30 protein-coding genes and 1 pseudogene are annotated in these 24533 nt (G+C 58.9%); 28 read left to right on the forward strand and 3 right to left on the reverse strand.

Annotation, left to right across the window (positions count from 1 at the left end):
- The first annotated feature begins 13 nt into the window (after positions 1-13).
- The 8 genes from GWQ31_RS00230 to GWQ31_RS00265 all read left to right on the forward strand — a co-directional run bounded on the left by GWQ31_RS00230 (position 14) and on the right by GWQ31_RS00265 (position 6337).
- Positions 14-436, forward strand: coding sequence for a hypothetical protein (locus tag GWQ31_RS00230; RefSeq protein ID WP_275908362.1), 423 nt, complete (start codon positions 14-16; stop codon positions 434-436).
- 221 nt (positions 437-657) lie between these two features.
- Positions 658-837, forward strand: a complete 180-nt coding sequence (locus tag GWQ31_RS00235) for a hypothetical protein (RefSeq protein WP_275908363.1) — start codon at positions 658-660, stop codon at positions 835-837.
- Positions 838-1035: 198 nt separating this feature from the next.
- Positions 1036-1323 carry a helix-turn-helix transcriptional regulator gene (locus tag GWQ31_RS00240; protein ID WP_275908364.1) on the forward strand — a complete coding sequence of 96 codons (288 nt, stop codon included), beginning with the start codon at positions 1036-1038 and terminating at the stop codon, positions 1321-1323.
- A 46-nt stretch (positions 1324-1369) separates the two neighbouring features.
- Positions 1370-1810 (forward strand): hypothetical protein, encoded by a 441-nt coding sequence (locus GWQ31_RS00245; RefSeq protein WP_275908365.1) that lies wholly within the window; start codon positions 1370-1372, stop codon positions 1808-1810.
- Complete coding sequence (locus GWQ31_RS00250; RefSeq protein WP_275908366.1) at positions 1807-2091, forward strand: hypothetical protein; 285 nt, start codon at positions 1807-1809, stop codon at positions 2089-2091. The genes GWQ31_RS00245 and GWQ31_RS00250 overlap by 4 nt, the downstream gene beginning before the upstream one ends.
- Before the next feature lie 74 nt (positions 2092-2165).
- Entirely contained in the window at positions 2166-4688 is a 2523-nt protein-coding gene (locus tag GWQ31_RS00255) for a replication endonuclease (protein ID WP_275908367.1), read from the forward strand.
- Between the two features lie 406 nt (positions 4689-5094).
- Complete coding sequence (locus GWQ31_RS00260) at positions 5095-5976, forward strand: hypothetical protein (protein WP_275908368.1); 882 nt, start codon at positions 5095-5097, stop codon at positions 5974-5976.
- A gap of 52 nt (positions 5977-6028) precedes the next feature.
- Positions 6029-6337 carry a hypothetical protein gene (locus tag GWQ31_RS00265; RefSeq protein ID WP_275908369.1) on the forward strand — a complete coding sequence of 103 codons (309 nt, stop codon included), beginning with the start codon at positions 6029-6031 and terminating at the stop codon, positions 6335-6337.
- A 406-nt stretch (positions 6338-6743) separates the two neighbouring features.
- Here the strand turns inward: GWQ31_RS00265 and GWQ31_RS00270 are convergent, their stop codons facing one another.
- The 3 genes and pseudogenes from GWQ31_RS00270 to GWQ31_RS00280 all read right to left on the reverse strand — a co-directional run.
- Positions 6744-6998 (reverse strand): ogr/Delta-like zinc finger family protein, encoded by a 255-nt coding sequence (locus tag GWQ31_RS00270; protein WP_275908370.1) that lies wholly within the window; start codon positions 6996-6998, stop codon positions 6744-6746.
- Positions 6999-7053: 55 nt separating this feature from the next.
- Positions 7054-8106, reverse strand: coding sequence for a phage portal protein (locus tag GWQ31_RS00275; RefSeq protein ID WP_275908371.1), 1053 nt, complete (start codon positions 8104-8106; stop codon positions 7054-7056).
- Between the two features lie 10 nt (positions 8107-8116).
- Positions 8117-9910, reverse strand: a pseudogene (locus GWQ31_RS00280) (terminase family protein); the annotation flags it as partial.
- 180 nt (positions 9911-10090) lie between these two features.
- Here GWQ31_RS00280 and GWQ31_RS00285 point away from each other — a divergent pair.
- From GWQ31_RS00285 to GWQ31_RS00380, 20 genes are all read left to right on the forward strand, one after another.
- Positions 10091-11014 carry a GPO family capsid scaffolding protein gene (locus GWQ31_RS00285; protein WP_275908372.1) on the forward strand — a complete coding sequence of 308 codons (924 nt, stop codon included), beginning with the start codon at positions 10091-10093 and terminating at the stop codon, positions 11012-11014.
- Positions 11015-11024: 10 nt separating this feature from the next.
- Entirely contained in the window at positions 11025-12122 is a 1098-nt protein-coding gene (locus tag GWQ31_RS00290) for a phage major capsid protein, P2 family (RefSeq protein ID WP_275908373.1), read from the forward strand.
- Between the two features lie 3 nt (positions 12123-12125).
- Entirely contained in the window at positions 12126-12851 is a 726-nt protein-coding gene (gpM, locus tag GWQ31_RS00295) for a phage terminase small subunit (RefSeq protein ID WP_275908374.1), read from the forward strand.
- A 106-nt stretch (positions 12852-12957) separates the two neighbouring features.
- Positions 12958-13419 carry a head completion/stabilization protein gene (locus GWQ31_RS00300; protein ID WP_155603651.1) on the forward strand — a complete coding sequence of 154 codons (462 nt, stop codon included), beginning with the start codon at positions 12958-12960 and terminating at the stop codon, positions 13417-13419.
- A complete protein-coding gene (locus GWQ31_RS00305; protein WP_275908375.1) occupies positions 13416-13946 on the forward strand; it encodes a phage tail protein in 531 nt (176 codons plus the stop codon). Before GWQ31_RS00300 ends, GWQ31_RS00305 begins: the two co-directional genes overlap by 4 nt.
- A gap of 12 nt (positions 13947-13958) precedes the next feature.
- Positions 13959-15083 carry a DUF2586 domain-containing protein gene (locus tag GWQ31_RS00310; protein ID WP_275908376.1) on the forward strand — a complete coding sequence of 375 codons (1125 nt, stop codon included), beginning with the start codon at positions 13959-13961 and terminating at the stop codon, positions 15081-15083.
- Positions 15084-15086: 3 nt separating this feature from the next.
- Positions 15087-15542, forward strand: a complete 456-nt coding sequence (locus tag GWQ31_RS00315; protein ID WP_275908377.1) for a phage protein — start codon at positions 15087-15089, stop codon at positions 15540-15542.
- Positions 15543-15551: 9 nt separating this feature from the next.
- Positions 15552-15761 carry a TraR/DksA family transcriptional regulator gene (locus GWQ31_RS00320; RefSeq protein ID WP_275908378.1) on the forward strand — a complete coding sequence of 70 codons (210 nt, stop codon included), beginning with the start codon at positions 15552-15554 and terminating at the stop codon, positions 15759-15761.
- Positions 15762-15784: 23 nt separating this feature from the next.
- A complete protein-coding gene (locus tag GWQ31_RS00325; RefSeq protein WP_275908379.1) occupies positions 15785-16102 on the forward strand; it encodes a phage holin, lambda family in 318 nt (105 codons plus the stop codon).
- Positions 16103-16111: 9 nt separating this feature from the next.
- Complete coding sequence (locus GWQ31_RS00330; RefSeq protein ID WP_275908380.1) at positions 16112-17200, forward strand: site-specific DNA-methyltransferase; 1089 nt, start codon at positions 16112-16114, stop codon at positions 17198-17200.
- Positions 17187-17648, forward strand: a complete 462-nt coding sequence (locus GWQ31_RS00335) for a glycoside hydrolase family 104 protein (protein ID WP_275908381.1) — start codon at positions 17187-17189, stop codon at positions 17646-17648. The genes GWQ31_RS00330 and GWQ31_RS00335 overlap by 14 nt, the downstream gene beginning before the upstream one ends.
- Positions 17645-18088: a hypothetical protein gene (locus GWQ31_RS00340; RefSeq protein ID WP_275908382.1), complete on the forward strand. Its 444-nt coding sequence runs from the start codon at positions 17645-17647 to the stop codon at positions 18086-18088. The genes GWQ31_RS00335 and GWQ31_RS00340 overlap by 4 nt, the downstream gene beginning before the upstream one ends.
- Complete coding sequence (locus tag GWQ31_RS00345) at positions 18024-18215, forward strand: hypothetical protein (RefSeq protein ID WP_275908563.1); 192 nt, start codon at positions 18024-18026, stop codon at positions 18213-18215. The genes GWQ31_RS00340 and GWQ31_RS00345 overlap by 65 nt, the downstream gene beginning before the upstream one ends.
- The gene (locus tag GWQ31_RS00350) at positions 18212-18475 is read left to right on the forward strand and encodes a putative phage tail assembly chaperone (protein WP_275908383.1); all 264 of its coding nucleotides are present in this window, start codon (positions 18212-18214) and stop codon (positions 18473-18475) included. Before GWQ31_RS00345 ends, GWQ31_RS00350 begins: the two co-directional genes overlap by 4 nt.
- A gap of 44 nt (positions 18476-18519) precedes the next feature.
- On the forward strand, positions 18520-18660 hold the full coding sequence (locus tag GWQ31_RS00355) for a hypothetical protein (RefSeq protein WP_275908384.1): 141 nt from the start codon (positions 18520-18522) through the stop codon (positions 18658-18660).
- A 3-nt stretch (positions 18661-18663) separates the two neighbouring features.
- Positions 18664-20436, forward strand: a complete 1773-nt coding sequence (locus GWQ31_RS00360) for a phage tail tape measure protein (RefSeq protein WP_275908385.1) — start codon at positions 18664-18666, stop codon at positions 20434-20436.
- Positions 20433-20756 carry a DUF2590 family protein gene (locus GWQ31_RS00365; protein WP_275908564.1) on the forward strand — a complete coding sequence of 108 codons (324 nt, stop codon included), beginning with the start codon at positions 20433-20435 and terminating at the stop codon, positions 20754-20756. The genes GWQ31_RS00360 and GWQ31_RS00365 overlap by 4 nt, the downstream gene beginning before the upstream one ends.
- Positions 20753-21940 carry a baseplate J/gp47 family protein gene (locus tag GWQ31_RS00370; RefSeq protein WP_275908386.1) on the forward strand — a complete coding sequence of 396 codons (1188 nt, stop codon included), beginning with the start codon at positions 20753-20755 and terminating at the stop codon, positions 21938-21940. Before GWQ31_RS00365 ends, GWQ31_RS00370 begins: the two co-directional genes overlap by 4 nt.
- A complete protein-coding gene (locus GWQ31_RS00375; RefSeq protein WP_275908387.1) occupies positions 21933-22616 on the forward strand; it encodes a phage tail protein in 684 nt (227 codons plus the stop codon). Before GWQ31_RS00370 ends, GWQ31_RS00375 begins: the two co-directional genes overlap by 8 nt.
- Positions 22613-24532 (forward strand): phage tail protein, encoded by a 1920-nt coding sequence (locus GWQ31_RS00380; protein WP_275908388.1) that lies wholly within the window; start codon positions 22613-22615, stop codon positions 24530-24532. The genes GWQ31_RS00375 and GWQ31_RS00380 overlap by 4 nt, the downstream gene beginning before the upstream one ends.
- Position 24533 lies beyond the last annotated feature (1 nt).

Below are 24533 nucleotides of genomic sequence, written 5' to 3' on the forward strand. Positions count from 1 at the left end.
GAGGAGCACGACCATGAACCCATTACGACTTTCGTTACTGCGTGAACAGGTCGAGGGCAGCAAGTCAGCCGTTGCTCGTTACTGGCTCACCGCCAATCGCGACCAGCGCAGTGCCATCTGCTACATCGCACGCCTGAATCCAGATTCCCACGCCGAGCAAGCCATCACGGCAATGGTTAAGGGTGACCGGGAGGCAATACGCCAAGCCGTGATCAGGCTCGAATGGCAATCTCTGTTCCATGGCTGCATGTCCCATTACGAATGGCACGAGGGTTGTGTGCCAGCAGAACAATCAAGAGGAAAACCGAAGGAGATTACACACCAGGCCGAACGGCTGGAGAGAAGCAAACATCTGTTGAATACGCTGGTCAACCAGCACCCGCCCGTAAATTACGGGCAAAAGAAAACCCCGATCACTGGTGCCGCAAACACCTAACGGGGTCCTTTATCAACCGCTTTAGAAAGGTAAGTTGACATGCAAATTTTACCTATTGATCGGGCTGTCCGCAATGCCCGACTCCAACAACACAAATTGGCTGGTCACGCTGGCCGCCACTTCGTTTTTCATCCTGACCGTATCGCTGTTGCCGAACGCCCTACCGCTATCGCATGGGGCTCGCTGTTTGCGTTGGTCAGTCATCGCAAAGGGGGTCTCTGATGGCAAGTGCTGCCGTGATTTCGCGCCGTACCGTTCCCGGGATCAAAGACGCGCACACATACCTTTTTCTGCAGGGGTACACCTGTATCGGCACCAATTGGCTGCGCGGTCTGCATGGCTATGCCCGGCTTGAAAACTTGACCAGTGGCCGGGTTCAAATTGTGGAGGGGGTGGCGTGACGTTTTTCCCTATCGGCCCTCGCGAAGCCGGCCATGGAGTGAGGAGCACTCTGCTGGCTTTGCGTCTGTCTGCAACACAACAGGTCCCGCCGTCCAAATCCAACTTCTTCCATCCGCGCAGAGTGGAAATTGAGGCCGTACGTTGGTTCGACCTCCATTGCCACCTTAACGCTATCGCCCATTGCCGGAGTCACAACCATGACCATGCCCAACACTGAAATGCCATCCATGACCGTCCTGAACGACGGAACTCGCCAGCGCTTGCGCCAATTGCGTGAATCCTTGGGATTAAGCCGTCCCAAGTTTGCCCAGCAGCTGGATATCCCCCCCACCACGCTCAAGAACTACGAGCTGGGCTATCGCGAGATTGGTGGCGGCCTGCTGCTGCGCATCATTAACACCCCAGGCCTGTCGGACTATGCCGTTTGGCTCATGAAAGGCTCGCTGATCATCCCCGAGCAAGTACGCCCGACCCAACCCTACTAATCCCATCAGGGGCTGCGCAAGCAGCCCCATCCATGAGGAAACCATCATGAGCGACGCAATCAAGATTGCCCGTCAGGCCCCCAAACTGATCGAGGGGTTGCTTGCCGATATGTTCGCAGCCCGCGCCGAGGATAACCGGATATGCCTGGGTGGACTCCACTCTGGCCAGCAGTACATCCAGATACACCTGGTTGCCACCAGTAACCCGGCAACCCTGATGGACGATGGCGATGAAGAGGGGGATGACGGACTGGGCTCGGTTCCTGTTGCAAGTCGTCTCAGCATGCACTGGCTTACTGCAAGAGCTGAGTTCATCGGCGCTCGTGAAGCCCCGTTGATGCAAACAGCTGAGCTACTCGCACTAGGGGCGATCCGTTCGATCTACTGGCAAGCCTTGGGACAGGGTGAGACGGCACTGGCCACCGAGATCGGTGACTGGTGGAAAGAGTCAGCCCCTCTGCATGAACAAGGCGAGGTGATCCGATGACCAAGAACACCCCAGACTTTTCAGCGCTGCACGCGGAGCTTGAGGCCGACATTGCCGCCTTGTCATTCATCGCCAAGGTAAAGCTGGAAGCCCTGCGTCAGTGCCAGTGCGAGCTCCTTGCCTTGCGGGAGGCTCGCCTGCCAGCACCAAAATTCGCCTTGTGCCGCCTGCTCTTTGAATGCAGATGGACGCGCCGCGACCGCATGAATGCGTTGGATACCATTGCTCACCAGGAGCGGTATCTCGCCAACCTGCGTTGTGACGAGCACCTGCCGTTCTGATGCGGGACTATTACACCGAGCTATTTGACGCCAAGCCCATACCACCCAGGCAGCCCGCTGCCTGGAAATTGGCTGTGTCCACAAAAGCCATGGCGCGCCGCATCATGGCGTGTCGTCGTGTCTCTCTCTATCCATTGTCTGCCGCTCGCCTGCCTGCTGCTCGCCGTGCTGAGTTCGCCGGTGGCGATATCGATACCAGGATCGAGACCATCAAATCCTATTTTGTCGGCATCACCGGGGCATATGCACTGGATTGGGCGCTTGACTTGCTTGATCGTCCCATTCCACGCGAGGGAGGTGGGCCAGGGGTACAACTACCAAACGACCTGGTAGCCGAGCTATTTGTTGGCTACTGCATACGCCGTGCCCCGGATGTGCTCAAGGGTGTGGCCATCTGCCAGGATGCCAACCGCTGGCTATCAAGTCGCATCACCACTTTGCGGCAAGTGCAAAACGCCATCCCCGAACCCTTGGAGTCTCTGCGTACCAAAGAAGACCGCGAGCGCCTGGCCGTGAACTACGTTGAGCGGGTCATGAGGCTGTTTAATGCCACCACCGACTTTGGCGATCAGCAGGTACCGGCGCTCCGGCTTTGGAAGGTATGCAGCCAGCCACTTGCTGCATGGGGGTTGCTGCCACGGTTGCCCAAGTTCAAAACAGCCGAGACCCGCGATGCCTTTATTGCCGCACACTTTGTGCGCTGGATTGACCCCAAGTGGTGGGCCCGCAAACTGCGCAAGATATGGGAACAGTATGGTGAGCACTGCGCCATCCTACTGGGCCACGTTCGCCGGGGGGTGTCTGCCTATGTATCCAGCCAGGGGCTGCGGGCCTTCATCGAGCGCCAGCAGATGGCAGCAGCTTGGCTCAAGGACATGGAAGCCTATAACGCCCAGGAAGAGATCATCATCAGCCTGGAAGATGCGGTCAAAGCGTCCATCGCCAATCCCGAGAACCGCCGCCATGAACTGGTTGTGCGGGCTCGGGGCTTTTCTGATGTGGCCGATGAAATGGGTTATGTGGGTCTGTTCTTTACCTGGACAGCGCCGAGTAAATATCACCCCTGGAAGACCATCAAAAAGTCACAGCCAAACCAGCCTGACCGCACCACCGAAAACCCCAAATATGACGGCTCATCGCCCCGCGATACCCAGCGCTATATCGGCAAGCTGTGGGAACGCTGCCGCTCAGCACTGGCACGCAACCTTTCCCAGGTTGGCGACCTCCCCCCAACTGAGGACCCCATAGAATATTTCGGGTTCCGAGTGGTTGAACCTCATCACGACGGGACACCGCACTGGCACCTGCTGATCTGGGTCAAACCTGAACACCAGCACCGTTTGATCAGCATCCTGCAGCGTTACGCTCTGAGCCACGACAAAGGCGATCTGGTGCGTAAGCGCCACCCCGACAGCAAGCAGCCCTATAGCGATATCACTCCCCGCTTTGACTGGAAGGTGATGGACAAGGAGAAGGGCGGCGCCGTGGGCTATATCGTCAAGTACATCGCCAAGAATATCGACGGGTACCGGGTCGGCGACGAAGGCGATCTGGAAGCCGAGACGGCCGCCACCGAAGGCGCCCGCCGGGTGCGGGCCTGGGCCTCGCTCTGGGGCCTGCGCCAGTTCCAACCTCTGAAAGGGCCGCCGGTCGGTATATGGCGCGAGCTGCGCCGGCTGCCTGGCCGTTTGCAAGAAGCCAAAGGGATCGTCGTTGCACCCTTGGCCAGCCCCATCATGGAAGAGTGCCGCCGTTACGCCGATGCCGTGGACTGGAAGAACTTCACCCAGGCCATGGGCGGCCCCTGCTGCCGCCGTGATGCCCGCCCCTTGAGTATCTACCGCACCGCCTTTAGCGAACCCAACCAGTACGGCGAAGCCATGACAAAGCTCGTGGGCGTAAGGGCCTGTGACGGCATCACTCAACCGACCCGCACCGGAGAGTGGGTACTGCGTAAATGTGGCTCACACGCCGCATCAGTGGCACAGGCTGGGGTGTCTGTCGGTGTGGGCGAGCGCAGCGAGTTAGTGGGTGTCGAGCGAAGCGAGGGTCTTTCCCCCCTTGGAGCTCTGGCAATAACTGTACGCGGCGATCACCAAGGATCTAAAGAGGATCTCTTGAGCGATAGTAATCTATTCCATTTGGGACTGGATGCGGATGATGTGGCCATGATCCGGCGCGGCTCGGTTGTGAGGGTTGGTGATAGGTTCGTGTGCATCCGGCATGGTGACTTGAAAGTCACCGAACAACACCCGTATTCACAACCCAGCGCGCCATCGCCGTATCATATTGAGGTCGAAGCCAGACGCCAGGAGGCAAAACGCCTGGCGGAGCTCAAGGATGTGCGGGGCCTGCTGGCCCAGTCAGGAGATCCAGCTGCCTGGCTGGCCAGCATGACAGCAGCCGGCGCCGATTATGCTCTGGCGTTACTGGGTGCCTTAGAGGATGGGAACGCCGAAGCGGCCAGCGCCCAGCTCGGTAGGCTACGCGATACGGTTGATCTGCAGACATGGCCACAACCTCCCATCGAGGCGTGGCAAGAAAAGCTGTCCAATGCCGAATTCTTCTGGACATCGGATAATGACCGTGTGGTGTAGATATTCCGTCAATCAAGACGTGCGCAGTATTATCAAAATTATGCAAATAGTGCTGAATACTACTCAACAATATGCTCGCCCTACGGCAAAAAATGAAGAAACACCAAATCCTTTATACATAAATAAATCTAAAGCTCGATAGCTTTTGAAATGCCTTGTTACAACTTAATGGTTGACACAAAGGTTTATAGAAAAATATCAGATCCACATATTAATGCTTGGTGAGACATTTTTTGTCACACCAAGCATTAATATGTGAACCCCCTCGAAAAAATGGGGGTCGAGCGGGCCCCGCCAGATTTATTTCTTGTTTAGACAAAAAGGAATAAATTAACATTGATTATAGAAATCCGACTGAGCTAGTTTAATGCGGCAATATTATACCCACTCTATCCAGAGACCAGCCATGAAACATAGATTAAAACTTCACATTATAATGATGTTATTACTTCCAAGCATTAGCTTGGCTAATCAAAATGATCAACTTCCTATTGGTAATTTTGAGTTAAATATAGGTGCTAGGCCATCTGCACCATACCCAGCCATGCGTAACTACAATACAGATTTAACTTCACAGGGCTCTGGTTCAGAATATCCTGTTGAAGTGTCTAGACACCACATAATACCATTTAATGTACTACGTACTTTTTACAATCGACTTGCTGAGCGTAACCAGTTTTCTAATGTGGGAGGATTTTTTTATACCTACTCAGATAATCTCCGTTTTTACGCAAGTAGAAATGGTATTGATTGTGGCAATCTTGGTAATGATCTTGTTGACGCTGGTAATTTAGCCCTAGCCCATCGTTATGGTTTAGCAAGGCAAGGAGGAACTGCATTGGCTCCAGGGTTTGACACATTCGAGCAATTTTATGCATGGCTTCCAGGTAATTTATTTATTGGTCCAGCCCAGCGTTCGGATGACCCGCATGAAGGTTTTGAAAGCAATGCGCACGTAGTTGTTGGTGCCGCATATTTTGATACTCTCTCCAGAGTATACCAAAACATGATCCGCTTTAATAATGGAGATGATTCTTCAAGTTTATTAAATGCCATATCTGTTGGTTTAAGTCAAATGGCACAGAAAAAAAGTGTGTTTTCTTTAAACCCTCAAGATTGGATGTATATACACGGCAAGTATAAGCTAAAAGATACTCAACTTAATAAAGGATACTTTACAACAGAGGCTATGAAAACGAAAAAAATAGATGATGATACTTGTGTAGACATGACCCCAAATATATTAGAGAAAATAATCACCGTACTCGACCTCGACGTTGTTTCCTAAATAGCTGATTTGAGAAACAACTACATATACAATACAAATAAGGATTGATATTATGAAGCACGTTATTAAAAAAATAATGACAGGAAGTTCGCTACTGTTAGCTCTCATGTTCTCTCTGACAGTACATGCAGAAAATACAACATTTGAGAATGTAGAGATTAAAACTTTAAAGGCCACACATACTCCCTCTTCAACTACCCTATACCATATCACTTGGTTAGATGGCACGACTACATGTGAAGGTTATAGTGGCGATCCTGAAATAATTTCAATGTTGAAAATTGCATACTTACTTAATAAGAAGGTAACATATTTGCATGCTGGATGTAATAATGGTGATATCATACAAATTGATATATAATAATGGCAATATCTTAATAATTAAAACCTATCACCATTAGTCAGTTCAAATGCCCTGCAACAGAAAGTGCAACATGCGCCATCAAGTCAAATGCACAAATTGTTGTACAGCCATACAGTATCATTGACTTGATTGGCGTTTCTACGCTGGCAGAATGCTACCCAGACTTAGGGACAAACCAAGGGGCTAAATTCATTGGAACTCCCCACAACCATGATTATGCAGAGTCTACTAATACCACGGATGTCACACTGAAATTTGTGGAAAAAGTCTATAAAACGACAAGTAGGGTCTCCATGTCATACCCATTAGTTTTCAATATACGTGGCATGTATGAATAATATTTATGTCTAGGGGCGCTATCGCTCCGCCAACATGAACAAGGGGCGCATGATGCGCCCCTTCTTTATTGTCCTAGGTTAAGCTCTCGCTGCAGGATCTGCCGCCCATCCGGGCTGAGTGAGTTGATAAGACTCAAGGCCAGTTGGCTGGTTGTGCGTCCCGATGGGCTCAACGGATGACTGTATGACATTTGGGACACCCAGCTGTGGCCACATTCTGCGTCCGTGCACTGACAATATAAATCCGAGGTGTCACGGCTCAGACGGTGCGTCTTGGTGATGCGCCCCAACTCCCCACATTCCCGACAAAATACCCGCATATCCCCCCCGTTCCCGACGACATAAACCCCACGATTATACCCGTCAGCTGGGTTTTCATACAGTGGCAGCCACCTCCAGCGAGCGGTTGAAACTCACCTGCAGCCGGCGCGGCAGGTTGGCCCCGTTGATGGCATCCTGGATAAGCTCACACAGTGGGATCACCTCGTTGCGCGCATAGGTCCGGTCGTACTGCTCGGGGTTCCCCAGCCCCCCGCTGCCGTTGGCCGGGATGATACCGGCGAGCGCCGCTGGGAACCGGTGCGCCGTCAGTACGTCCTGAGCGGTGATGGCCTTGATGGCCGCAAACTCGTCCTTGGTCGCGATATCCCCCACCGGGATAAGCTTGATCCCGTCCGGCTTGCCCCCCGGGATATTGACGAACATCGAGCGAAAATTGCCGACCCCCTTGGAGCTGGCGATCATGTCCTTCATTTCCGCTTCCTGGTCATCGTCCATGTTCGGGTCGGTGGCATAGAAGATGAACCCCATGTGCGCCCCGTTGAGGAAGTATTTACGCCGAAACAGAGTGGCGTCCTGGTTGAGCAAGGCCGACTGCAAGCCCCCCAGGTAATCGGGCTGGCCATACACCTGCTGCACCGGGTCGTACTGGGCCAGCCAGATGATGTCCTCGCTGACATAGCGCTTGTAGCTGCCATCGCGCTGTAGCATCAGGAAGTTGCCATCATTGCAGCGGCGCACGTACAGGCTCGATAACGGGTAGAGCCCCACCACCTGGCCGAACCCGTTGCGCAGTTTGAGCAAGGCCGCGTCCCCAAACTGCAGCAGGTTGTGCACAAAGGCGGTGATCACTTCCCGGGGCACGCCTTCGCTGCTGATAAACCGCCCCGACACCATGTTGCGCCGCGCCATCAAGATAGCGCCGTGGTGCGCATTGGCGCGGGCCACCTTGGCCAGTCCCTTCCTGTCGATGGGCGGCAGGTAATACTCGCCCCAAGGACTGTAGAACACGTCCGTGTAGTCGGTCATCCAGGCCGTGGGGTCGATGGGCTCGGGAATGGAAAAGCTCACGGCGGAACGGGTGCTGGGAACATTGGATGGGGTGCTGGGCCGCTCGGCCCGCTGATGAAAGCGCTGTTTGCGGCTCATGTTTTCCTCGTTTGCTGATGGCCCAGGTGGATTTGCGGCGTCGTGATGTGTCGAGCGGTTCGTTGTCTACCGCGTGGGCGATGGCAAAGAACACGTCGGCGTGGCCGGTCTCGCTGCTGCGCGAGGCGCGGAACGTCATCTGACCACCACCGGTGGTGCTGCGTTTGATACTCATGAAGGCGAGCGGGATCTCGATGTCTTCCTGATCCCACTCGATACGGTCTGACTCGACCACATCCACCATTTTGAGGACCAGGCGCGCTTTGCTTTCGACGTTGTAGTTGATCGGGGTGATGGTGGACTTGAACACCGGCTGCAGCAGGTCATAGACACCGCTACCGACCCCGGACACGTCGATCCCGAGATAAGTGACCCGAAACTTCTTGGCGATCTTCTCGATCTCGCTCGCCTGGTAGCGAAAGTTCATCCCGCGCCAGAAGTGCTTCTCCAGCACCCGGAACTTCTCACCCGGGAACAGTGGCGGGGCAACCACCACCAGGGTGGCGTTATCGCGGGTGCGGCTCGGGTCATAGCCCAGCCACACCTCACGCTTGCCGAACGGCTCGGGGTGGCCCGGGGTGTAATCGCTCCAGTTGCTGATAGTGGTCTGAGCCCGCTCCATGTGCTGGAACTTGAACACCGAGGCTTCATCGTCAATGAATGCGCACATGTAGAGGTGATCGAACACTTCGATCGCGGTCTCTTCGCGCAGCGCCTCGATGTCGATAAGGGTAAAGCCGCTCGATACCGCCTCTTCCAGGGTGAGGATGTAACGCCACACCCGATCCGGGCAGACCCGGCCACCGTCGCGCAGCTCTGCCTCGGTCGGAAACTCGATAGCCTGGCGCGCCGGATCCTTGCCCTTCCAGTCATCCCCGGTCCACAGCTTGTAACCCCCGTGGGCCTTGCTGGACGGGGTCGAGAAGAAGGTCCTGCGCCAGTGAGATTGCGAGCCCATGCCGGTGGCCACGTCGGTGACCGCCTTGAAGTTCTTGATCCAGAAGTATTCATCGGCGTAGAAGTTGCCGGTGTAGCCCTGGGCACTGTTGGCACTGGTTGAGCAGAACACCAGCTGCGCCCCGTTGGAGAGCACAATCGGGTTACCAGTGAGCTCCACCCCCAGGAACGTGCGGGCGATGTTGATGATGTAGGAGCGGAAGATCTCGGCCTGGGCGCGGGTGGCGGACAGGAACACCTGGTTGCCACCGGTCAGAATGGCATCTTCCAACGCTTCGCCGGCGAAGTAGTAGGTCATGCCAATCTGGCGGGATTTGAGGATATTGCGGGTGCGCGGCATGGTCGGGTCATTCTTGACGTCGCGCACGTACCGCTGGTGCGGGAACAGTGAGGCCAGCCACCCTTCAAAATCTTCCGGCGTCAGGTCATTGACCCAGTTCTTGGTCTTCTTGCCGCCGCCTTTCTTCGGTTTGCCCTCCCCGCGCCGGCGACTCCCCTCGCTCGGTTCGTCTTGTGGCTCGGCCACCTGGCGGGCCTTGAGGGCGTGCTCTCGCTCGGCCAGCTTGACGGCCTGCTCTTTGAGGGCGACGTGGTGGCTGATGAGCCGGTCCATCTCGGCCAGGTCGGCGTGATTCTTCTTCGACTTGGCGGCCAGCGCCTGGTAGCGACGGGTGATCGCATCCTCCAGCGCTTCATCACTCAGCAGCTCGGTCCAGCCGTACTTCTCGGCCCACAGGTACACCACTCGCACACTGCCAAGGCCCAGCTCGGCCTTGATCTCCTGCGCGCTCCAGTGCCGCAGATAAAGCCGCCTGGCGGTTTGTCGTACCTCTTCTGTATAGGCCATGAGGCTCCCCAGTCTTGATTGCTGGGGCTCATGATACTGAGCCGATCCCGCCCATCCCGCCGCCTTCATTCGGATGAATTCGGATCACCCCCGCTATCCGAAATCGCCCGAACGCATGTGAGTGCTCCCCCTCCTCTGCCCCGATAACCTGACGCCACTTCGACGCAACAGGGGGCCGCCGTGCCAACACCAATAGATTCATCACTGCGCACCGGCTGGGTGGTGATCGCCACAGAAGGCCAGTCCGTGGATGGCCGCGAGATCTCGGCCAAGTGGATCACTGACATGGCCGACACCTACGATCCCACCTTCTATTGCGCGCAGCTGTGGCCAGACCATGAGAAGTGGGGCGAGAACCTGGGCTACGTGCAGGCCCTCAAGGCCGACAAGGTAGACGGCAAACACACCCTGTTCGCCATCCTCTGCCCGACCCGCGACCTCATCTATCAAAACCAGCGGGGCCAATACAAATTCTGCTCCATCGAGCCGCTGGATAACTTCACCGGTCAGGGCAAAACCTACCTGTTTGCCGTGGGGGTCACCGACATCCCGGCCAGCACTGGCACCACCATGCTCAAGTTTTCTGCCAAACACCCTTCCCCGGCCGTGGGCCAAAGCCAGGCGCTGGACTTGTCCGGCTTCTCTTTCCCCGAGGACGAGCAGGGTGCCCCCGATCGCGTCTCGCTCCTGCACAAGATGTTCAACTTCCTGGGCGGCCACGGCGCCCCCACCGCCCCCCGGCCCAGCGACGCCCCGACCAGATCCCAACCCGAGGACAGTACCGACATGAACGAAGAACAGATGAACAAGCTGGCGGGGATGTTCACCGCGCTTGGCACTCAGATTGAAACCTTTGGCGCCAAGGTCGATGCACTGACCACCGACAAGAAACCGGATGCCGCAGACCCTGCACCGGCACCCGTGGTGGACCCCGTACCGGCCACCGCCACGACCGAACAATTCTCCGCCTTCGAGCAGACCCTCAAAGGTCTGGGGGAACAGATCACCAGCTTGAACGACAAGATTGAAAAATTCTCGGTAGAAGCACCGAACCAGCGCCCTGATGGCCTGGGCGGTAGCGACACCAACCCGACCGTTTGCTGAGGAGCGCCCCGTGAGTCAAACCAAAACCCCGCAGGCAGAAAAGTGCCTGAACCACTACAACACGCTGCTCGCCAAGGCGTTTGGTGTACCCGAGAACGCGCTGGCCAAACAGTTCTCGGTCAGTGAGCCCATGGAAATGGTGCTGCGCAGCGCCATCCTTGAATCCACCAGTTTCCTCGGCCTCATCACCTGCCTAGACGTGGATCAGCTGACCGGCCAAGTGGTGCAAGTGGGCGCCAGTGCCCTGCACACCGGCCGCAAGGTAGACGGGCGTTTTCGCCGCAAGATTGGGGTCGATGGCAACAAATTCAGCCTGACCGAGACCGATTCATGTGTCCGTCTGGACTGGAGCACCTTGTGCACCTGGGCCAACTCCGGCAACCCGGGCCAGTTCGTGCAACTGGTGTCCGAGTTCACCAACCAGGCATTCGCGCTCGACATGCTGCGGGTCGGCTTTAACGGCACCCACATCGCCGATGACTCCGATCCGGTCAAGTACCCGCTGGGTGAAGACGTCAACAAGGGCTGGCAACAGCTGGCGCGTGAGTGGAACAAGGGCAGTCAGGTCGTCAAAGCCCCCGCCGGCGACAAGATCTATTTTGACCCGGACGGCCATGGCGACTTCAAGACCCTGGATGAAATGGCCTCTGACCTCATCAACGCCACCATCAACCCGCTCTATCGCACCGATCCCCGCCTGGTGATCCTGGTCGGTACCGACCTGGTCGCAGCAGCGCAGGCCAAGCTCTACAGCGAAGCCACCAAGCCCACCGAGCAGATCGCCGCGCAGCAGTTGGCCAAGTCCATTGCCGGTCGCCCGGCCTTCATCCCGCCCTACTTCCCGTCGAACGGGATGATGATCACCACCCTGGCCAACTTGCACATCTACACCCAGCGCAACACACGTAAGCGCAAGGCCGCCGACAACGACGACACCAAGGGCTTTGAAAACCAGTACTGGCGCCAGGAAGGCTACGCCATCGGCGACTATGAAGCCTTTGGTAGCTACGAAGAGGCCGATGTGGTCATCGCGGCGCGTCCTGCTGCCCCATCGGCTGGTGCTGACGCCCTGGCAGACGCTGCCCCCCAGACAGAGCCGGAGGCATAACCCATGGCCCTCTCTCCTGGCATGCGTCACAAGCAACAGGTATTGGCCCAGTTGGGGGCGGCGCAAGCCGCCACCACCGGGCAAGCCACCGGTCTTGTGGCCAACAGCTTGCACCTGCAGCTGATTGCCCTGGAGCAGGACATGCGACGACTCAAGTCACTGGCGCGGATGAGCGACAAGGTGGCGATGAAACGCGATGAATTGTTTCCCAAATATCGCCCCTACGTGGACAAGTACCTGGAGCTGGCAGCGCTCGGCACTGTGTACCAGAACGAGCTGTTCCAGCGCCTGATCATCTGGGCGTTTGATATCGGCGATCTGGACACGGCCATCAGCTGGGCGCTGCTGGCCATCGAGCAGAACCAGCGCACCCCGGGCAACATCAAGCGCGACTGGGCCCACTTCACCGCCGACACCGTGCTGGGCTGGGCCGAGGAACAGGCAGCCCTCAGTCATGGCGTCGAGCCCTGGTTCTCCCGGGTGTTCGACAAGGTGCGGGGCAGCTGGCGCCTCAACGAACAGGCCACCGCCAAATGGTACAAGCTGGCCGGCTGTCTGCTGCTGCGTGACAAGGACGGGATCGCCCGTCCCAGCGCCCTGGCGGACAGCGCCACCCTGGAGCAAGCCGATCACTGGCTGGCGCTGGCCGAGAAGACCCACAGCAAGATTGGGGTCGGCACCTTGCGCCACAAGATTGCCATGCGCCTGCGGGCACTCAATCCGGAATAACGACTCCCACGCCACCGCGCCCCGGCGGGAATGAGCCTGCAGCCTGACCGCTCGCACTGCGCTCAATCCCGTGGCCTCAGGGGCGCCCCAATTGATAGGGCAGCACATGATCTCTGGCAAAAGCATCCACTACAGCGAGCAGACCATCACCAATGACGGCTTTTGGCCTGACGTGGTGTGTGGCGACTTCGAGCGCCGGCGCGCCCTGCCCGCCGACATGGACAGCGATGCCATCAGTGCGGCCCTGCTGGCGGCCGTCAGCGAAATCAACCTGCAGTTGGTTCGCCATCAAGCCACCTTGCGGGCCCAGGGCTACACCGAATCGCGGCAGGTCCCGGGCCCGCGCATCGCCGGCGGCAACAACGCACTGACCGAGACCTATCTGGCGGCCGTCTTTGCGCGCGCCAAAGCCATGCTGCTCCCTGAGTTCGCCACGGTCACCGAGCGGGATGCCCGCAAAGACCTGGCCGAGCGGGCCCCCGATCTGCGTGAGCAACTGCTAGCCGAAAGCCAGCAGTTGGTACGCAGCATCAAGAGCAAACACCGGATCGGGGTCTCGATGATATGAGTGAGACCGGCTTTGCCCTGCATGCCCAGGGCTACTTTCTGTCAGCCCTGCACCGCGAGCTCGAGCGCGTCTTGCCAGAACGTTGTGCCCGCTCACTCGACAGCTGGATGGAAGGCGGCACCCTGCGCCTGGAGCCCAAGGATATGGGCGTCACAGGCATGGATCTCGCCTGGCTCACCTACACCGCCGTGTTTTCCCTGGAAAACCTGCCCTTTCGCGAATGCCGGACCGAGACCTTGCTGGCCGTGGCCGCCAGCTGGATCCAGGAGCACGACAACTACCGCGAGCAGTTCGCCTTGCCAGAACCCAGCTATGCCGTGGTGCCCAATGACGAGCACAGCGCGGACATCGAGCTGGAGGTGCAGTTCGCCGAGCCCCTGCGCATCGTGGAAGACCCGCGCGGCGCAGTTAACTGGCTGGGCAAGACCTGGACCGTCGCCCCCTTTGATGTGTGGGTAGCCGATGAGATCACCCTCTCGGTGGCTGGCAGCGCCCACCCCGTCTACCCCCCTGACCCCAAGATTTAAGGAGCCCGCGCCATGTGGCCTTATGTACAGATCAACAACTTGAACCAGATGCAGGGGCCAGTGACCGAGGTCGAGCGCCACCTGCTGTTTATCGGCAGCGCCGCCAGCAACACCGGCAAGCTGCTCTCCCTCAATACCCAGTCCGATTTTGACCAGCTACTGGGCGCCGCTGACAGCGAGCTCAAGGCCAACCTGCTGGCCGCCCGCGATAACGCCGGCCAGAACTGGACCGCCGCCGCTTACGTGCTGCCCACCGACCAATCCTGGCTGGATGCGGTGCGCGAAGCGCAGCAAACCCAATCCTTTGAAGGTGTCGTGGTACTGGGGCAAGCATGGGATGAAGCCAGCATCAACGCCGCCCACGCCCTCAACCAGGAGCTGATCGCCAAGTGGGGGCGCTGGCAGTTCATGCTGCTGGCGGTGCCGGGTATCAATGCCACCGGCGAAGGCGCCCAAGACTGGCCCGAGTACGAGGCCACCCTGGCCGCCCTGCAGGAGGGCATCAAGGCCGATTCGATTGGCCTGGTGCCGATGCTCTGGCCAAACCTCATCGGGGTCTATGCCGGGCGCCTGTGCAACCGGGCAGTGAGCATCGCCGACAGCCCCTGCCGAGTGAAGACCGGCGCCCTGGTCGGCCTTGGCAACAAGCCGGTGGACAAGGACGGGATCCCGCTGCCATTGGCCACCCTGCAGACCCTGGAACAAAACCGCTACTCGGTACCGATGTGGTACCCGGACTATGACGGCCTCTATTGGGCAGACGGGCGCCAGCTCGATGCCGAGGGCGGTAACTACCAGGTGATCGAGAACCTGCGCATTGCTTACAAGGTGGCGCGCCGAACCCGTATCCGTGCCATCGCCCGCATCGGTGATCGCGCCTTCAACTCCACCCCGGGCAGCACCGCCGCCGCCATCACCTACTTTGGCAAGGACCTACGGGCCATGGCCAAGGCGACCACCATCAACGGCCAGCCGTTCCCGGGCGACATTGCCTCCCCCCAAGACGGCGACATCAGCATCCAGTGGACTGCCAAGAACTTGGTTTCCGTCTATGTGGTGGTGCGCACCGTGGACTGCCCCAAGGGGATCACCGTCAACATCATGCTCGATTTGAGCCTCAACAACGGGGAGGGTTAACCCGTGACCAAACGCTTTTCCGGTATCAACTTCGACACCACCCTGATGGGAGCCATGGTCCACGTCGAAAAGGCCAGCCTCTCCATCACTGACAACAGCGCCGTGGCCCAGACCCGGGGCATTCCCGATGGCTATGTGGATGGAGACGTCGCCGCCGAGTGTGAGTTCGAGCTCGACACCAAGAACTTCAAGTTGCTGGTTGGTGCCGCCAAACGGGCGGGCAGCTGGCGCGGGATGGAGCCGGACGATGTGCTGTTCTACGCCAACACCGGCAGCGAGGAGATCAGGGTGGAAGCGTTCAGCGTCAAGCTCAACGCAGCCGACCTGCTCGACATCGATCCCAAGGGTGGCAGCAAGAGCGTGCACAAGGTGAAAGGCTTTGTGACCTCCCCCGATTTCGTTCACATCGACGGCGTGCCTTACCTCTCGAAGGAAGACACCCGCCACCTGCTGGGTTAAGGGGGAACAGTGGACGATATCGACCGCGCCAACCACCACGCCGCCCGCATGCTGGCCGCCAACCTGGCAAGCCAAGTGGGCAAAGGGCACTACCAGGGCCAGAGCCTGCATCAATGCGAGGAGTGCGACGACCCCATCCCCGCGGCCCGTCGCCACCATGTGCCGGGAGTGCGCCTGTGCGTCCCCTGCCAGACCCGCCTTGAACGGCTGGCCCGCTAACCCGAGCAACGGACATGAACGCCATGCCTCATAAAGACCCCTTCATCAGTGCCCTGCTGCTGGCCTGGTTGATGGACAACCTGCCCACTGTCTATGGCACCGCCCTGGCCGTGTTAACCGCCTGGCTGCGCATCACCTATGGAGGGGGCAGTGGCCGCCGCCGGCTGCTGGAATCCGTCCTGTGTGGGGCGATCACCTTGGCATTTATCAGTGCCTTTGGCTGGTTCGGGATCCCGGGGGAAGCGGCCGGCTTTGTCGGTGGCATGGTCGGCCTTATCGGTGTGGAGACCATTCGCGGTATTGCCAAACGCTGGCTCAACACCAAATTACTCAAGGAGTGAACAGACGTGATGACTGATCAAATGCAGATCCACAAAATCAACGAGCGCCTCAAGCTGGTCAACGCCGACTCGCTGGCCTACCTCACCACCTTGCCGTCCCACAGCCTGGACCTGGTGGCCGTCGATCCCCCTTATTACCGGGTCAAAGATCTGGACTGGGACAACCAATGGCCCAACGTCGAGGCCTATCTGGATTGGCTGGAAGCGTGCGTGGTGGAGTTTGCCCGCATCCTCAAGCCCAACGGCTCGCTCTATCTGTTTTGCAGCCCCAGCCTCAATGCCGACATCGAGCTGCTGGTGCGCAAACACTTCAACGTGCTGAGCCACATCGTCTGGGCCAAGCCCTCTGGCGTGTGGAACCGGGCGGACAAGTCAGCCTTGCGCAACTTCTGGCCCGCCAGTGAACGCATCATCTTTGCCGAGCAGCTAGGGGCTCACGGCAGTGCGCAAGCCAGCGGTTATCGCCAAGCCTGCCAGGCACTGCGTGGCCAGGTGATGCAGCCACTGATCGACTACTTCCAGCAGGCCAAGGCCGCCTGCGGTATTTCCAACAAAGAGATCGACCTGGCCCTGGGCTGCCAAATGGCGGGCCACTGGTTTGGCCGCAGCCAATGGAGCCTGCCAAGCGAAGCGCAATATGCCCGCCTGCAAGCCCTGTTCGCCCGCAAAGCCCGCACGTTGTGCCTGCCCCACCGCGAGCTCAAGGAAACGTATCAGGGACTGCATCGTACCTATCAGACCCTGGTCGCCAGTTATGACCAGCTCAAGGCTGAGTATGAGCAGCTGCGCCGCCCGTTCAGCGTCACCAAAGAGGTGCCGTTTACCGATGTGTGGACCTATCCCTCGGTGCAGGCCTACCCGGGCAAACACCCGTGCGAAAAGCCCGCCGCCATGATGGAGCACATCGTGCGCACCAGCAGCCGGCCGGGTGACGTGGTGGGGGATTTCTTCATGGGCTCTGGCGCTACCGGCAAAGCTGCCTGGCGCCTCGGCCGCCGCTTTATCGGGGTGGAGCTCGAAGCCCCTCAGTTTGCCCAGACCTGCCAGGAATTTCAGGCCCTCATCAGCCAGGAGGAGACCCACCATGGCGCGCAGTAACTGCCACCCGCAAGTGGCCGCCTTTCTGGACATGCTCGCCTTTGCCGAGGGCACCAAAGGGCTCGGCGATGATGGATACGACAAGCTGGTCAACCCGGCGGGGTTCTTCACCGACTACCGCACCCACCCCAATGTCAAGGTGCAGGTGAACCCGCGCCTGGTCAGCACGGCCGCCGGGCGCTATCAGCACCTGTCCAAACACTGGCCCCACTACCGTGACCAGCTCGGCCTGCCGGACTTTGGCCCCGAGTCGCAAGACAAGTGGGCCATCCAACTTATTCGTGAGCGCCGCGCCTTGCCGGACGTGGAGGCCGGTCGCATCCCCCAGGCAATCGCCAAGTGCGCCAACCTCTGGGCCAGCCTGCCGGGCGCCGGCTATGGCCAGCGCGAGCATCGGCTGGCTGACCTGCTGGCCAAGTTCACCGAGTTTGGCGGGGTGCTGGCATGAACATCCTCAAGTGGCTGTTCTCCAACCTGCAGTTAGTGCTGGTGCTGGCCCTGCTGGTAACCATACGTGCAGGCTACGAGGTGCTAAAAGAACGCACCAAGGCGCTAGCTGATGCCGACAGCACCATCAGCACCTTGCAGCTGGCTAACCAGTTGATGGCCGAAGACCTCGAAACTCTCTCGCAGAAAGAATCAGGCTTGCGCGTCCTGCTTAAACACCAGAACGCCGCCTTGGCCGAGCTCGACAACCAGAACAGGAAAACCGCCGATGAACTGCAACAAGCGTTGGCCACGCCGCCGGCGGGCCGCCCGGACTGTGCTCGCGAGCCTCTGCCTGCTGGCGCTCTGCGCCTGCTCCAGCCAGCCCACCACAGTGGTGCAAACGCAGGTGGTCAAGCGCCTGCCACCGCCGGGGCTAGTGCCCCACTGCCCAGAGCCTGAATTTAACGGCACTACCTGGGGCGAGGCCGTGGCCTTTATCCCCACCCTGCAGGGCGCGCTGCGCCGCTGCCAAACCCAACTCAACACCCTGAATCAGTGGATTGAACAAGAGGAAACCACCCCATGAGCAAACAAACCATCACCCTGACCATCGCCGGTACCGACATCGGCTTTGAGCCCACCCTGGTGGCCTACAACAGCTACATCAACGGGCTGTCGATGACCGACAAGGTGGCGCCGTCCCATCAGTACCTCAAGCGCATCGTCTGCACACAGAGCAAAGAGGCGCTGGATACGCTGCTGGCTCGCCCAGGCGCCGCGCTGCAGGTCGCCGCCAAGGTCAACGAGCAGTTCGCCCCTGATCTGGATATCGAAGTAAAAAACTGACGGCGCGCGCCGAGGCCATCGACAACAACCAACTGGAGCAGGTATTGGCACTGCGGCGCCATTACCTGCCCCATGAGGGTGACGACCTCGACAGCCTGGCCCGCGCCATCTGGTTAGACAAATACCACGCCCAGCGTGACGCCCGCGCCGTTGCCGAGGGCATCGCCGCCGCATTCAATGGATAAATCATGGCTTCTGTCACCGAACAACTGATCATGAGGATTGCCCTGATAGATGCCGTCACCCGGCCGCTTGAAGGCATCAACAGCCAGATCGAAAAGGTCAGCAAGGCCGGTCGTCAGGGCTGGAGCAACATGGCCATGGGCGCAACCACCTTGGCCGCCGGCGGCATGGCCATACAGTCAGCCCTTGGCCCTGCCATCGAGATGGACAGGGCGCTCGGAGAAGTCGCCTCCCTTGATGTGAAAAAGGATGTGCTCGGTGCACTGGGGCGCGAGGCGCTCGCGCTCTCGGTCAAGTATGGCGAGTCAGCCACAGAGATTGTCCGCTCCTCCTACGATATCCAGTCTGCGATCGCCGGACTGGAGGGGAACGAGCTGCCCGCCTTTACCCGCGCATCGACCACCCTGGCCAAGGCCACCAAGGCCGATACCGCCACCATTACCAACTACATGGGCACCATGTACGGCATCTTCGAGCAGCAGGCCAAGATGATGGGCAAGGCCAACTGGGTGGAAGATTTGGCAGGCAAAACCGCCACTGCCGTGCAGATGTTCAAGACCACCGGCCAGGGCATGGCTGATGCTTTCGGGGCGATTGGTGCCAACGCCACTGCCGCCGGCATCTCGATGAATGAGCAGTTCGCCGTACTCGGCCAACTGCAAGCCACCATGAGCGGGGGCGAGGCCGGTACCAAGTTCAAGTCGTTCCTGGCTGGTGTCGGTGGCGCTCAGAAGGCACTCGGCATGCAGTTCACCGACTCGGCAGGCAACATGCTGCCCGTGCTGACTGTGTTGGACAAACTCAAGTTGCGCTACGGCGAGACCCTGAGCGTGGCCGAGGGGGACGAGCTCAAGAAGGCGTTCGGCTCGGATGAAGCAGTGGCCATGATCAAGCTGCTTATGACCAACACCAAGGCACTCTCCACCAACATCAACGCGCTGGCCAACACCCATGGCATGGGTAAGGCCGAACAGATGGCTGCTTCCATGACAGACCAGTGGCAGCGTGTGGAACAAGGCTGGTTCGCCATCCGTGCCGCCGCCTTTGGCGTGGTGCTACCCGCCATCAATGCCGTGGTCGGCGCCTTTGCTGATGGCGCCAATGATGTGCTGCGCTGGACTCACCTCTTCCCGAACCTGACCAAGGTGGTGAGCTACGCCATGCTCGCCATCGTGGGCCTGAGTATGGTCACTGGCGCCTGGATGTTGATAGCCGGGATCGCCAAGTTGGCCACCCTGGGGCTGGGCATCGCCTTGGCAATCATCACTTCACCAATCACCGCGATCGTGCTTGGCATCGTTGCAATGATCGCGGCTATCGCCGCTGGGATCATTTACTGGGATGAAATCAAGGCAACTCTGGCAGATATCGGCGTGTTTGATGCACTGCGCACGGCATTCGATACCCTGCTTACTCCGTGGAGGGGACTGATCAAACTCATCAAGATGGCGCTGGACGCCTCAAATAAGTTTCTCGGGACCGACTTCGACACCAGTTCATTGGACATGAACGTGCTGCCTAAATGGGCCTCGGCACCTTCGACTATAGAGCCCCCTACATCCGTACTGAATAGCCCTTTAGCCAGCTATCGCCAGGGCGGCCAGAGCAGCATCCCATCCGGTGGCATTGGCCAGCAACTGATCCAAGCCAACGCGGCAGCGACCACGGCCAACCAGAAGCCAGCCAAGGCCATGCATATCGGCGAGGTGCACAACCACTTCCAGAACCAGGTATCACCGGGAGAGATGGAGCAAGAACTGTGGATGACCACCCCATGACCGATCCCAAGTACATCGACATCCTGGTGATAGAAGGCGCATGGCAGCTCGATGCCGGCGGCCAGCCGCGCATGACGCAAGACCGCCACAGCATCGGCCAGGACATCAAGCACCGCATCATGGAGTCCGGGCTGGCCCGCAAGCTCATCGGCGAGCGCAGCCCTACCCTGCGCGCCGATGTGATGACCGAGATAGAGCTGCTGGTCGAGAACGACGAGCGCCTGATCCCGGGCGCCATCGTTATCAGCGAAGAGGCACCAGACCGCCTCCTGGTCACCGCCCGCACCTATGAATTTGGCTCCCTGGAGGTAACCCTGTGAACCTGCGCCCAACCGTGGATTTTGTGGCCCTGCTGGCAAAAAGCGGGGTACCGACAACCGAGCAGGCCATGGAGGTCGAGCTCAAGAAGGAGGTGGAGGCCGCAGGCTCCCTCATCACCAACGACAGCGACGTGAGCCCGTTCTGGCGTCTGGTGCGCGGCGTAGTCATCACCCCGGCGCTGTGGCTGACCCGCACCCTGCTGGCGGGCCATGTGCTGCCAGCCAGCTTTGCCGCCACTGCCAATGATGCCTATCTCGACCTCAAGGCGTGGGATGTGGATCTCACCCGCAAGGCCGCCCAGAAGACTCGGGGCCTGGTCAGCTTCATCAAGGTCAACCCGAGCGAAGCCGTCACCATCCCGGCCGATGTCTGGATCACCACCGAGCGCATCAACGGCACCCTCTACCGCCTGAAACCGCTGCAAGAGGTGGTGAGCCCCGCCGGTGAAGCCGTGGCCAAGGTAGTCTGCGAGGCCGAGTTCGCCGGCGGCGCCTGGAATCTGGCCCCCGGCTATTACAACCTGCTGAGCAAACCGGTGACCGGCATCCTGTCTGCTCGCAATGCTGACCGGGATTGGATTACCACCCAAGGTGCCGATGCCGAGAGCAATGACGCACTTGGCCTGCGTATTAAGAACCAGTTCTCGGCGGTGGGTCGCTATCACATCGATGCCATCTATCGCTCCATGCTTGCCAGCGTGGCGGGGATCCGCACCGACCACATCTTCTTCGAGCACGACGCACCGCGGGGCCCGGGTACCGCCAATGCCTTCATCCTGCTGGAAGTGGGGTCCACCCCCGCCAGCTTGGTCGACAAGCTAAATGACTACGTGACCACCCAGGGCAACCACGGCCACGGCGATGACCTGCAGGTGATGGCCATGCCGGAAACCGAGCACTCGCTGCACCTGGAGCTGTGGCCGGCCGAGAACATGACCGCCGAACAGCGGCTGACTCTCAAACGTGAGGTGGAGCTGATGGTGAAGGCGGCCTTTCGCCAGTCAGCTGACTATCCCTCCGTGACCCGGGCATGGCCGCAGTCTCGCTTTTCCCTGAGCCAGCTTGGCCGTGAGTTGCACCAGGCCTTCCCCGAGCTGAAAAGCCTGCACTTCGCCGAGTCGGACATCGTCTCAGGCCTTGCCATCCCGCGCCTGAGTGCGCTGGAGGTGTTGCTCCATGACTAAGACCACCGAGCTCAACCACCAGGACAAGGCCCCACCGCTGCCAGACAGCACAGCCCCCTGGTGGGAAGACGGCAAGACCATCGCCGAGGGAGTGCAAGAGCCGGCATTCCTGGCCAAAGGCATCATGGCCTTCTGGCGCCGCCTGCGCGGCTGGCTGCTGCAACCGCTGACCCAGCAAGACCCGATGACCTGCTCGGAGGCCATGCTGGCGCTGCTCGCCTGGGAGCGGGACATCACCCGCTTCAAGGGGGAGCCGCTTGACCTGCTCCGCAAGCGGGTGAAGTACGCCTTCATCAACGCCCAGGACTCGGGCGAAGTAGCCGGTTTCAAGCGCATCTTTGAGCGTCTGGGCATCGGCTGGTGTGAGCTTCATGAACGCCAAGAAGGCGCCCCCTGGGACGTCATCACCATCGAGGTGGCAGACAGCACCCTCGCTGACAACCAGCGACTCGTCGAGACCCTCATCCAGCACTACGGCCGCACCTGTCGTCGTTACCGTTTTCAGGTCGTCTATCCGGTGGCGGGCGTACTGCGCCCGGGCGAGTTCTCGATGACCCAGCAGGTGTTCGCCGCCACCCTCATTCCCTACAAGGCCAAAGGCCAGGTAAGCCAAGGACAAATTCACATGATCCAGCACGTCTATGGAGCCAAGCTCCAGCATAAGGAGAGCCTATGAGCCAAGTCATCACTAACGCATTTGAAACGTACTGGCAGGGTTGCTTAACCGATCAGTCTCCCGTCGTGCTCGATGAAGTGGTGCTGGCAGATATTCCCGATCTCGACATCACCGTCCCTATCAACCCTGACACCGGCTTGCCGGCGCCGGGATATATCGTTCATCGACACCCGGTCGATCAACGTGGCCGGGTCAACAACAACGCCGTGGCCTACACCATCGTGATGGACACCACAGTGGGGGACTTCTCGTTTAATGCCATGTACCTCATCAACAAGGCGACTGGCATCGTCGGCATGATTGTTTTCAAGGGCCGGGAGGAAAAAGTAAAAACCGACGCCTCGACAAACACCACGGGAAACTCCATGGTCAAGTCGATGCTGATGGAATACGACCGCGCGGCAGACGCCACCATGACGAACGTGGCTGCCGGGACGTGGCAAATAGACTATTCGGCGCGGCTCAATGGCATGGAAGAGGAGCAGCGCCAGCATGCCCTGCAGCTTTTCGGCCATCACAGCTTCATTGACGATGGGTTCCAACTGATCGAGCAATCCGGCATCTACAAGGTGATGCCAGGCAAGGCCATTGTGGGCGGACTCTATCTTCACCTGGAAAAGGCGCAGACCGTTTACCCGGGGGCAAAGCCGGTCGGTGTCTGGGTGGATGCATTCCGTGCCGGCACATTACTGAGTGCCTGGGAGAACCGTTTCTCTCTTGTCACCAGTGTCAGCGATCTGAATGACTATCAGGACCAATCGGGGTATCTACACTCTGTTGCCAAGATTGCCACCATCGGGGCTGACGGTAGCATCACCGATCACCGCCGCAAGGAAACACACAGCCACCAATGGGCAGACATGCGAGAGGTGCCGGATGATATCGGGAAGCTCAAAGAGCAGCTCAATGAAAACACCGGAGCAGAGCAGGTCAGAACATCCACCGGTAAGACCGTGGAAGACATGCTGCTCAAAGGTGGGCTGCCTTTTGGCAATGACGGGGTCAAATATGCGCTGAGCGCGGCCGCTTTCCGGCGAGATAAAGCCGTTGCAGGTGACTGGTTCGTCATCAGCGACACGGCGCACATTCCGGTCAACAGCCGGGGCATCGAGGGCGGCGTCAACCCGAAGATAAAGTACCAGGGGAAGAGGATTGGCGCCCTAATCCTGTCACCTGATGAAACCCTGGCAATGGACGGTGTCAGTGTCGGAGGCTCGGTCGGTTATGACTATGCCGTGATGTCCATGGGGGCACCGTGCTCGTTCAGCGTGGATCTGGCCACGGGCGAGTTTGACTTTGACACCCACTACTTCGACAAAGTCCGCTTTAAATTGGTCATCAGTGCCCAAGGCGTCGTCACGCTGACGCACCCCTCTATGCGCTTGATGCGGGAAGCGATTGTGCGCTATGTCGCCCCCAGTTCAACGGACAAGAACCTGCAGATCCATTACCAACAGACCCCCACCCCGGGCATGACCTCCCTGTTTTTGCTGGGTGATGTGGAGGGCACCATTTCATACAACGGCACAGAGTGGGTCGTTGCCAGTTCGGATCAGTGGGACACCCGTGATTTGACATTCACCTGGGATGAAGAAAATGGCGTGCTCCTGGTGGAGCATCAGCTGCTGGTCGGCAGCCCGACCTTGACGGTCACCATGCTCGATCTCGGGGCGAACGTGTATACCGCCGCCTCGCAAGCCGGCTCCAACAGCTTCAAGGTGAAATTCAGAAAGCACGATGGCTCTATTCCATCACTCTCCACCGCCTTGGGTTTCTATTTCTATCGCGGTGAGTCCGGGATCCGCAAACAGCCAAAAGGCAAACTCATGGTCCATCTGGGACAAGTGCAGGTGAACTGCGAACACTTCAACCATCCCCAGGGGAATGTGTGGTCACTCGGTCTGATGGAAAACTGAT

Source organism: Aeromonas sp. 2MA4, assembly GCF_029237305.1.
Lineage (GTDB): Bacteria > Pseudomonadota > Gammaproteobacteria > Enterobacterales > Aeromonadaceae > Aeromonas > Aeromonas salmonicida.

What these genes read in the sequence shown, in the direction of transcription:
- GWQ31_RS00310 (WP_275908376.1), top strand. Translation starts at nt 13,959, where the DNA reads ATGTGGCCTTATGTACAGATCAACAACTTGAACCAGATGCAGGGGCCA.
- GWQ31_RS00365 (WP_275908564.1), top strand. Translation starts at nt 20,433, where the DNA reads ATGACCGATCCCAAGTACATCGACATCCTGGTGATAGAAGGCGCATGG.
- GWQ31_RS00230 (WP_275908362.1), top strand. Translation starts at nt 14, where the DNA reads ATGAACCCATTACGACTTTCGTTACTGCGTGAACAGGTCGAGGGCAGC.
- GWQ31_RS00300 (WP_155603651.1), top strand. Translation starts at nt 12,958, where the DNA reads ATGATCTCTGGCAAAAGCATCCACTACAGCGAGCAGACCATCACCAAT.
- GWQ31_RS00325 (WP_275908379.1), top strand. Translation starts at nt 15,785, where the DNA reads ATGCCTCATAAAGACCCCTTCATCAGTGCCCTGCTGCTGGCCTGGTTG.
- GWQ31_RS00330 (WP_275908380.1), top strand. Translation starts at nt 16,112, where the DNA reads ATGACTGATCAAATGCAGATCCACAAAATCAACGAGCGCCTCAAGCTG.
- GWQ31_RS00340 (WP_275908382.1), top strand. Translation starts at nt 17,645, where the DNA reads ATGAACATCCTCAAGTGGCTGTTCTCCAACCTGCAGTTAGTGCTGGTG.
- GWQ31_RS00265 (WP_275908369.1), top strand. Translation starts at nt 6,029, where the DNA reads ATGAAGCACGTTATTAAAAAAATAATGACAGGAAGTTCGCTACTGTTA.
- GWQ31_RS00275 (WP_275908371.1), bottom strand. Translation starts at nt 8,106, where the DNA reads ATGAGCCGCAAACAGCGCTTTCATCAGCGGGCCGAGCGGCCCAGCACC.
- GWQ31_RS00360 (WP_275908385.1), top strand. Translation starts at nt 18,664, where the DNA reads ATGGCTTCTGTCACCGAACAACTGATCATGAGGATTGCCCTGATAGAT.
- GWQ31_RS00380 (WP_275908388.1), top strand. Translation starts at nt 22,613, where the DNA reads ATGAGCCAAGTCATCACTAACGCATTTGAAACGTACTGGCAGGGTTGC.
- GWQ31_RS00250 (WP_275908366.1), top strand. Translation starts at nt 1,807, where the DNA reads ATGACCAAGAACACCCCAGACTTTTCAGCGCTGCACGCGGAGCTTGAG.
- gpM (WP_275908374.1), top strand. Translation starts at nt 12,126, where the DNA reads ATGGCCCTCTCTCCTGGCATGCGTCACAAGCAACAGGTATTGGCCCAG.
- GWQ31_RS00305 (WP_275908375.1), top strand. Translation starts at nt 13,416, where the DNA reads ATGAGTGAGACCGGCTTTGCCCTGCATGCCCAGGGCTACTTTCTGTCA.
- GWQ31_RS00270 (WP_275908370.1), bottom strand. Translation starts at nt 6,998, where the DNA reads ATGCGGGTATTTTGTCGGGAATGTGGGGAGTTGGGGCGCATCACCAAG.
- GWQ31_RS00240 (WP_275908364.1), top strand. Translation starts at nt 1,036, where the DNA reads ATGACCATGCCCAACACTGAAATGCCATCCATGACCGTCCTGAACGAC.
- GWQ31_RS00350 (WP_275908383.1), top strand. Translation starts at nt 18,212, where the DNA reads ATGAGCAAACAAACCATCACCCTGACCATCGCCGGTACCGACATCGGC.
- GWQ31_RS00335 (WP_275908381.1), top strand. Translation starts at nt 17,187, where the DNA reads ATGGCGCGCAGTAACTGCCACCCGCAAGTGGCCGCCTTTCTGGACATG.
- GWQ31_RS00235 (WP_275908363.1), top strand. Translation starts at nt 658, where the DNA reads ATGGCAAGTGCTGCCGTGATTTCGCGCCGTACCGTTCCCGGGATCAAA.
- GWQ31_RS00245 (WP_275908365.1), top strand. Translation starts at nt 1,370, where the DNA reads ATGAGCGACGCAATCAAGATTGCCCGTCAGGCCCCCAAACTGATCGAG.
- GWQ31_RS00375 (WP_275908387.1), top strand. Translation starts at nt 21,933, where the DNA reads ATGACTAAGACCACCGAGCTCAACCACCAGGACAAGGCCCCACCGCTG.
- GWQ31_RS00260 (WP_275908368.1), top strand. Translation starts at nt 5,095, where the DNA reads ATGAAACATAGATTAAAACTTCACATTATAATGATGTTATTACTTCCA.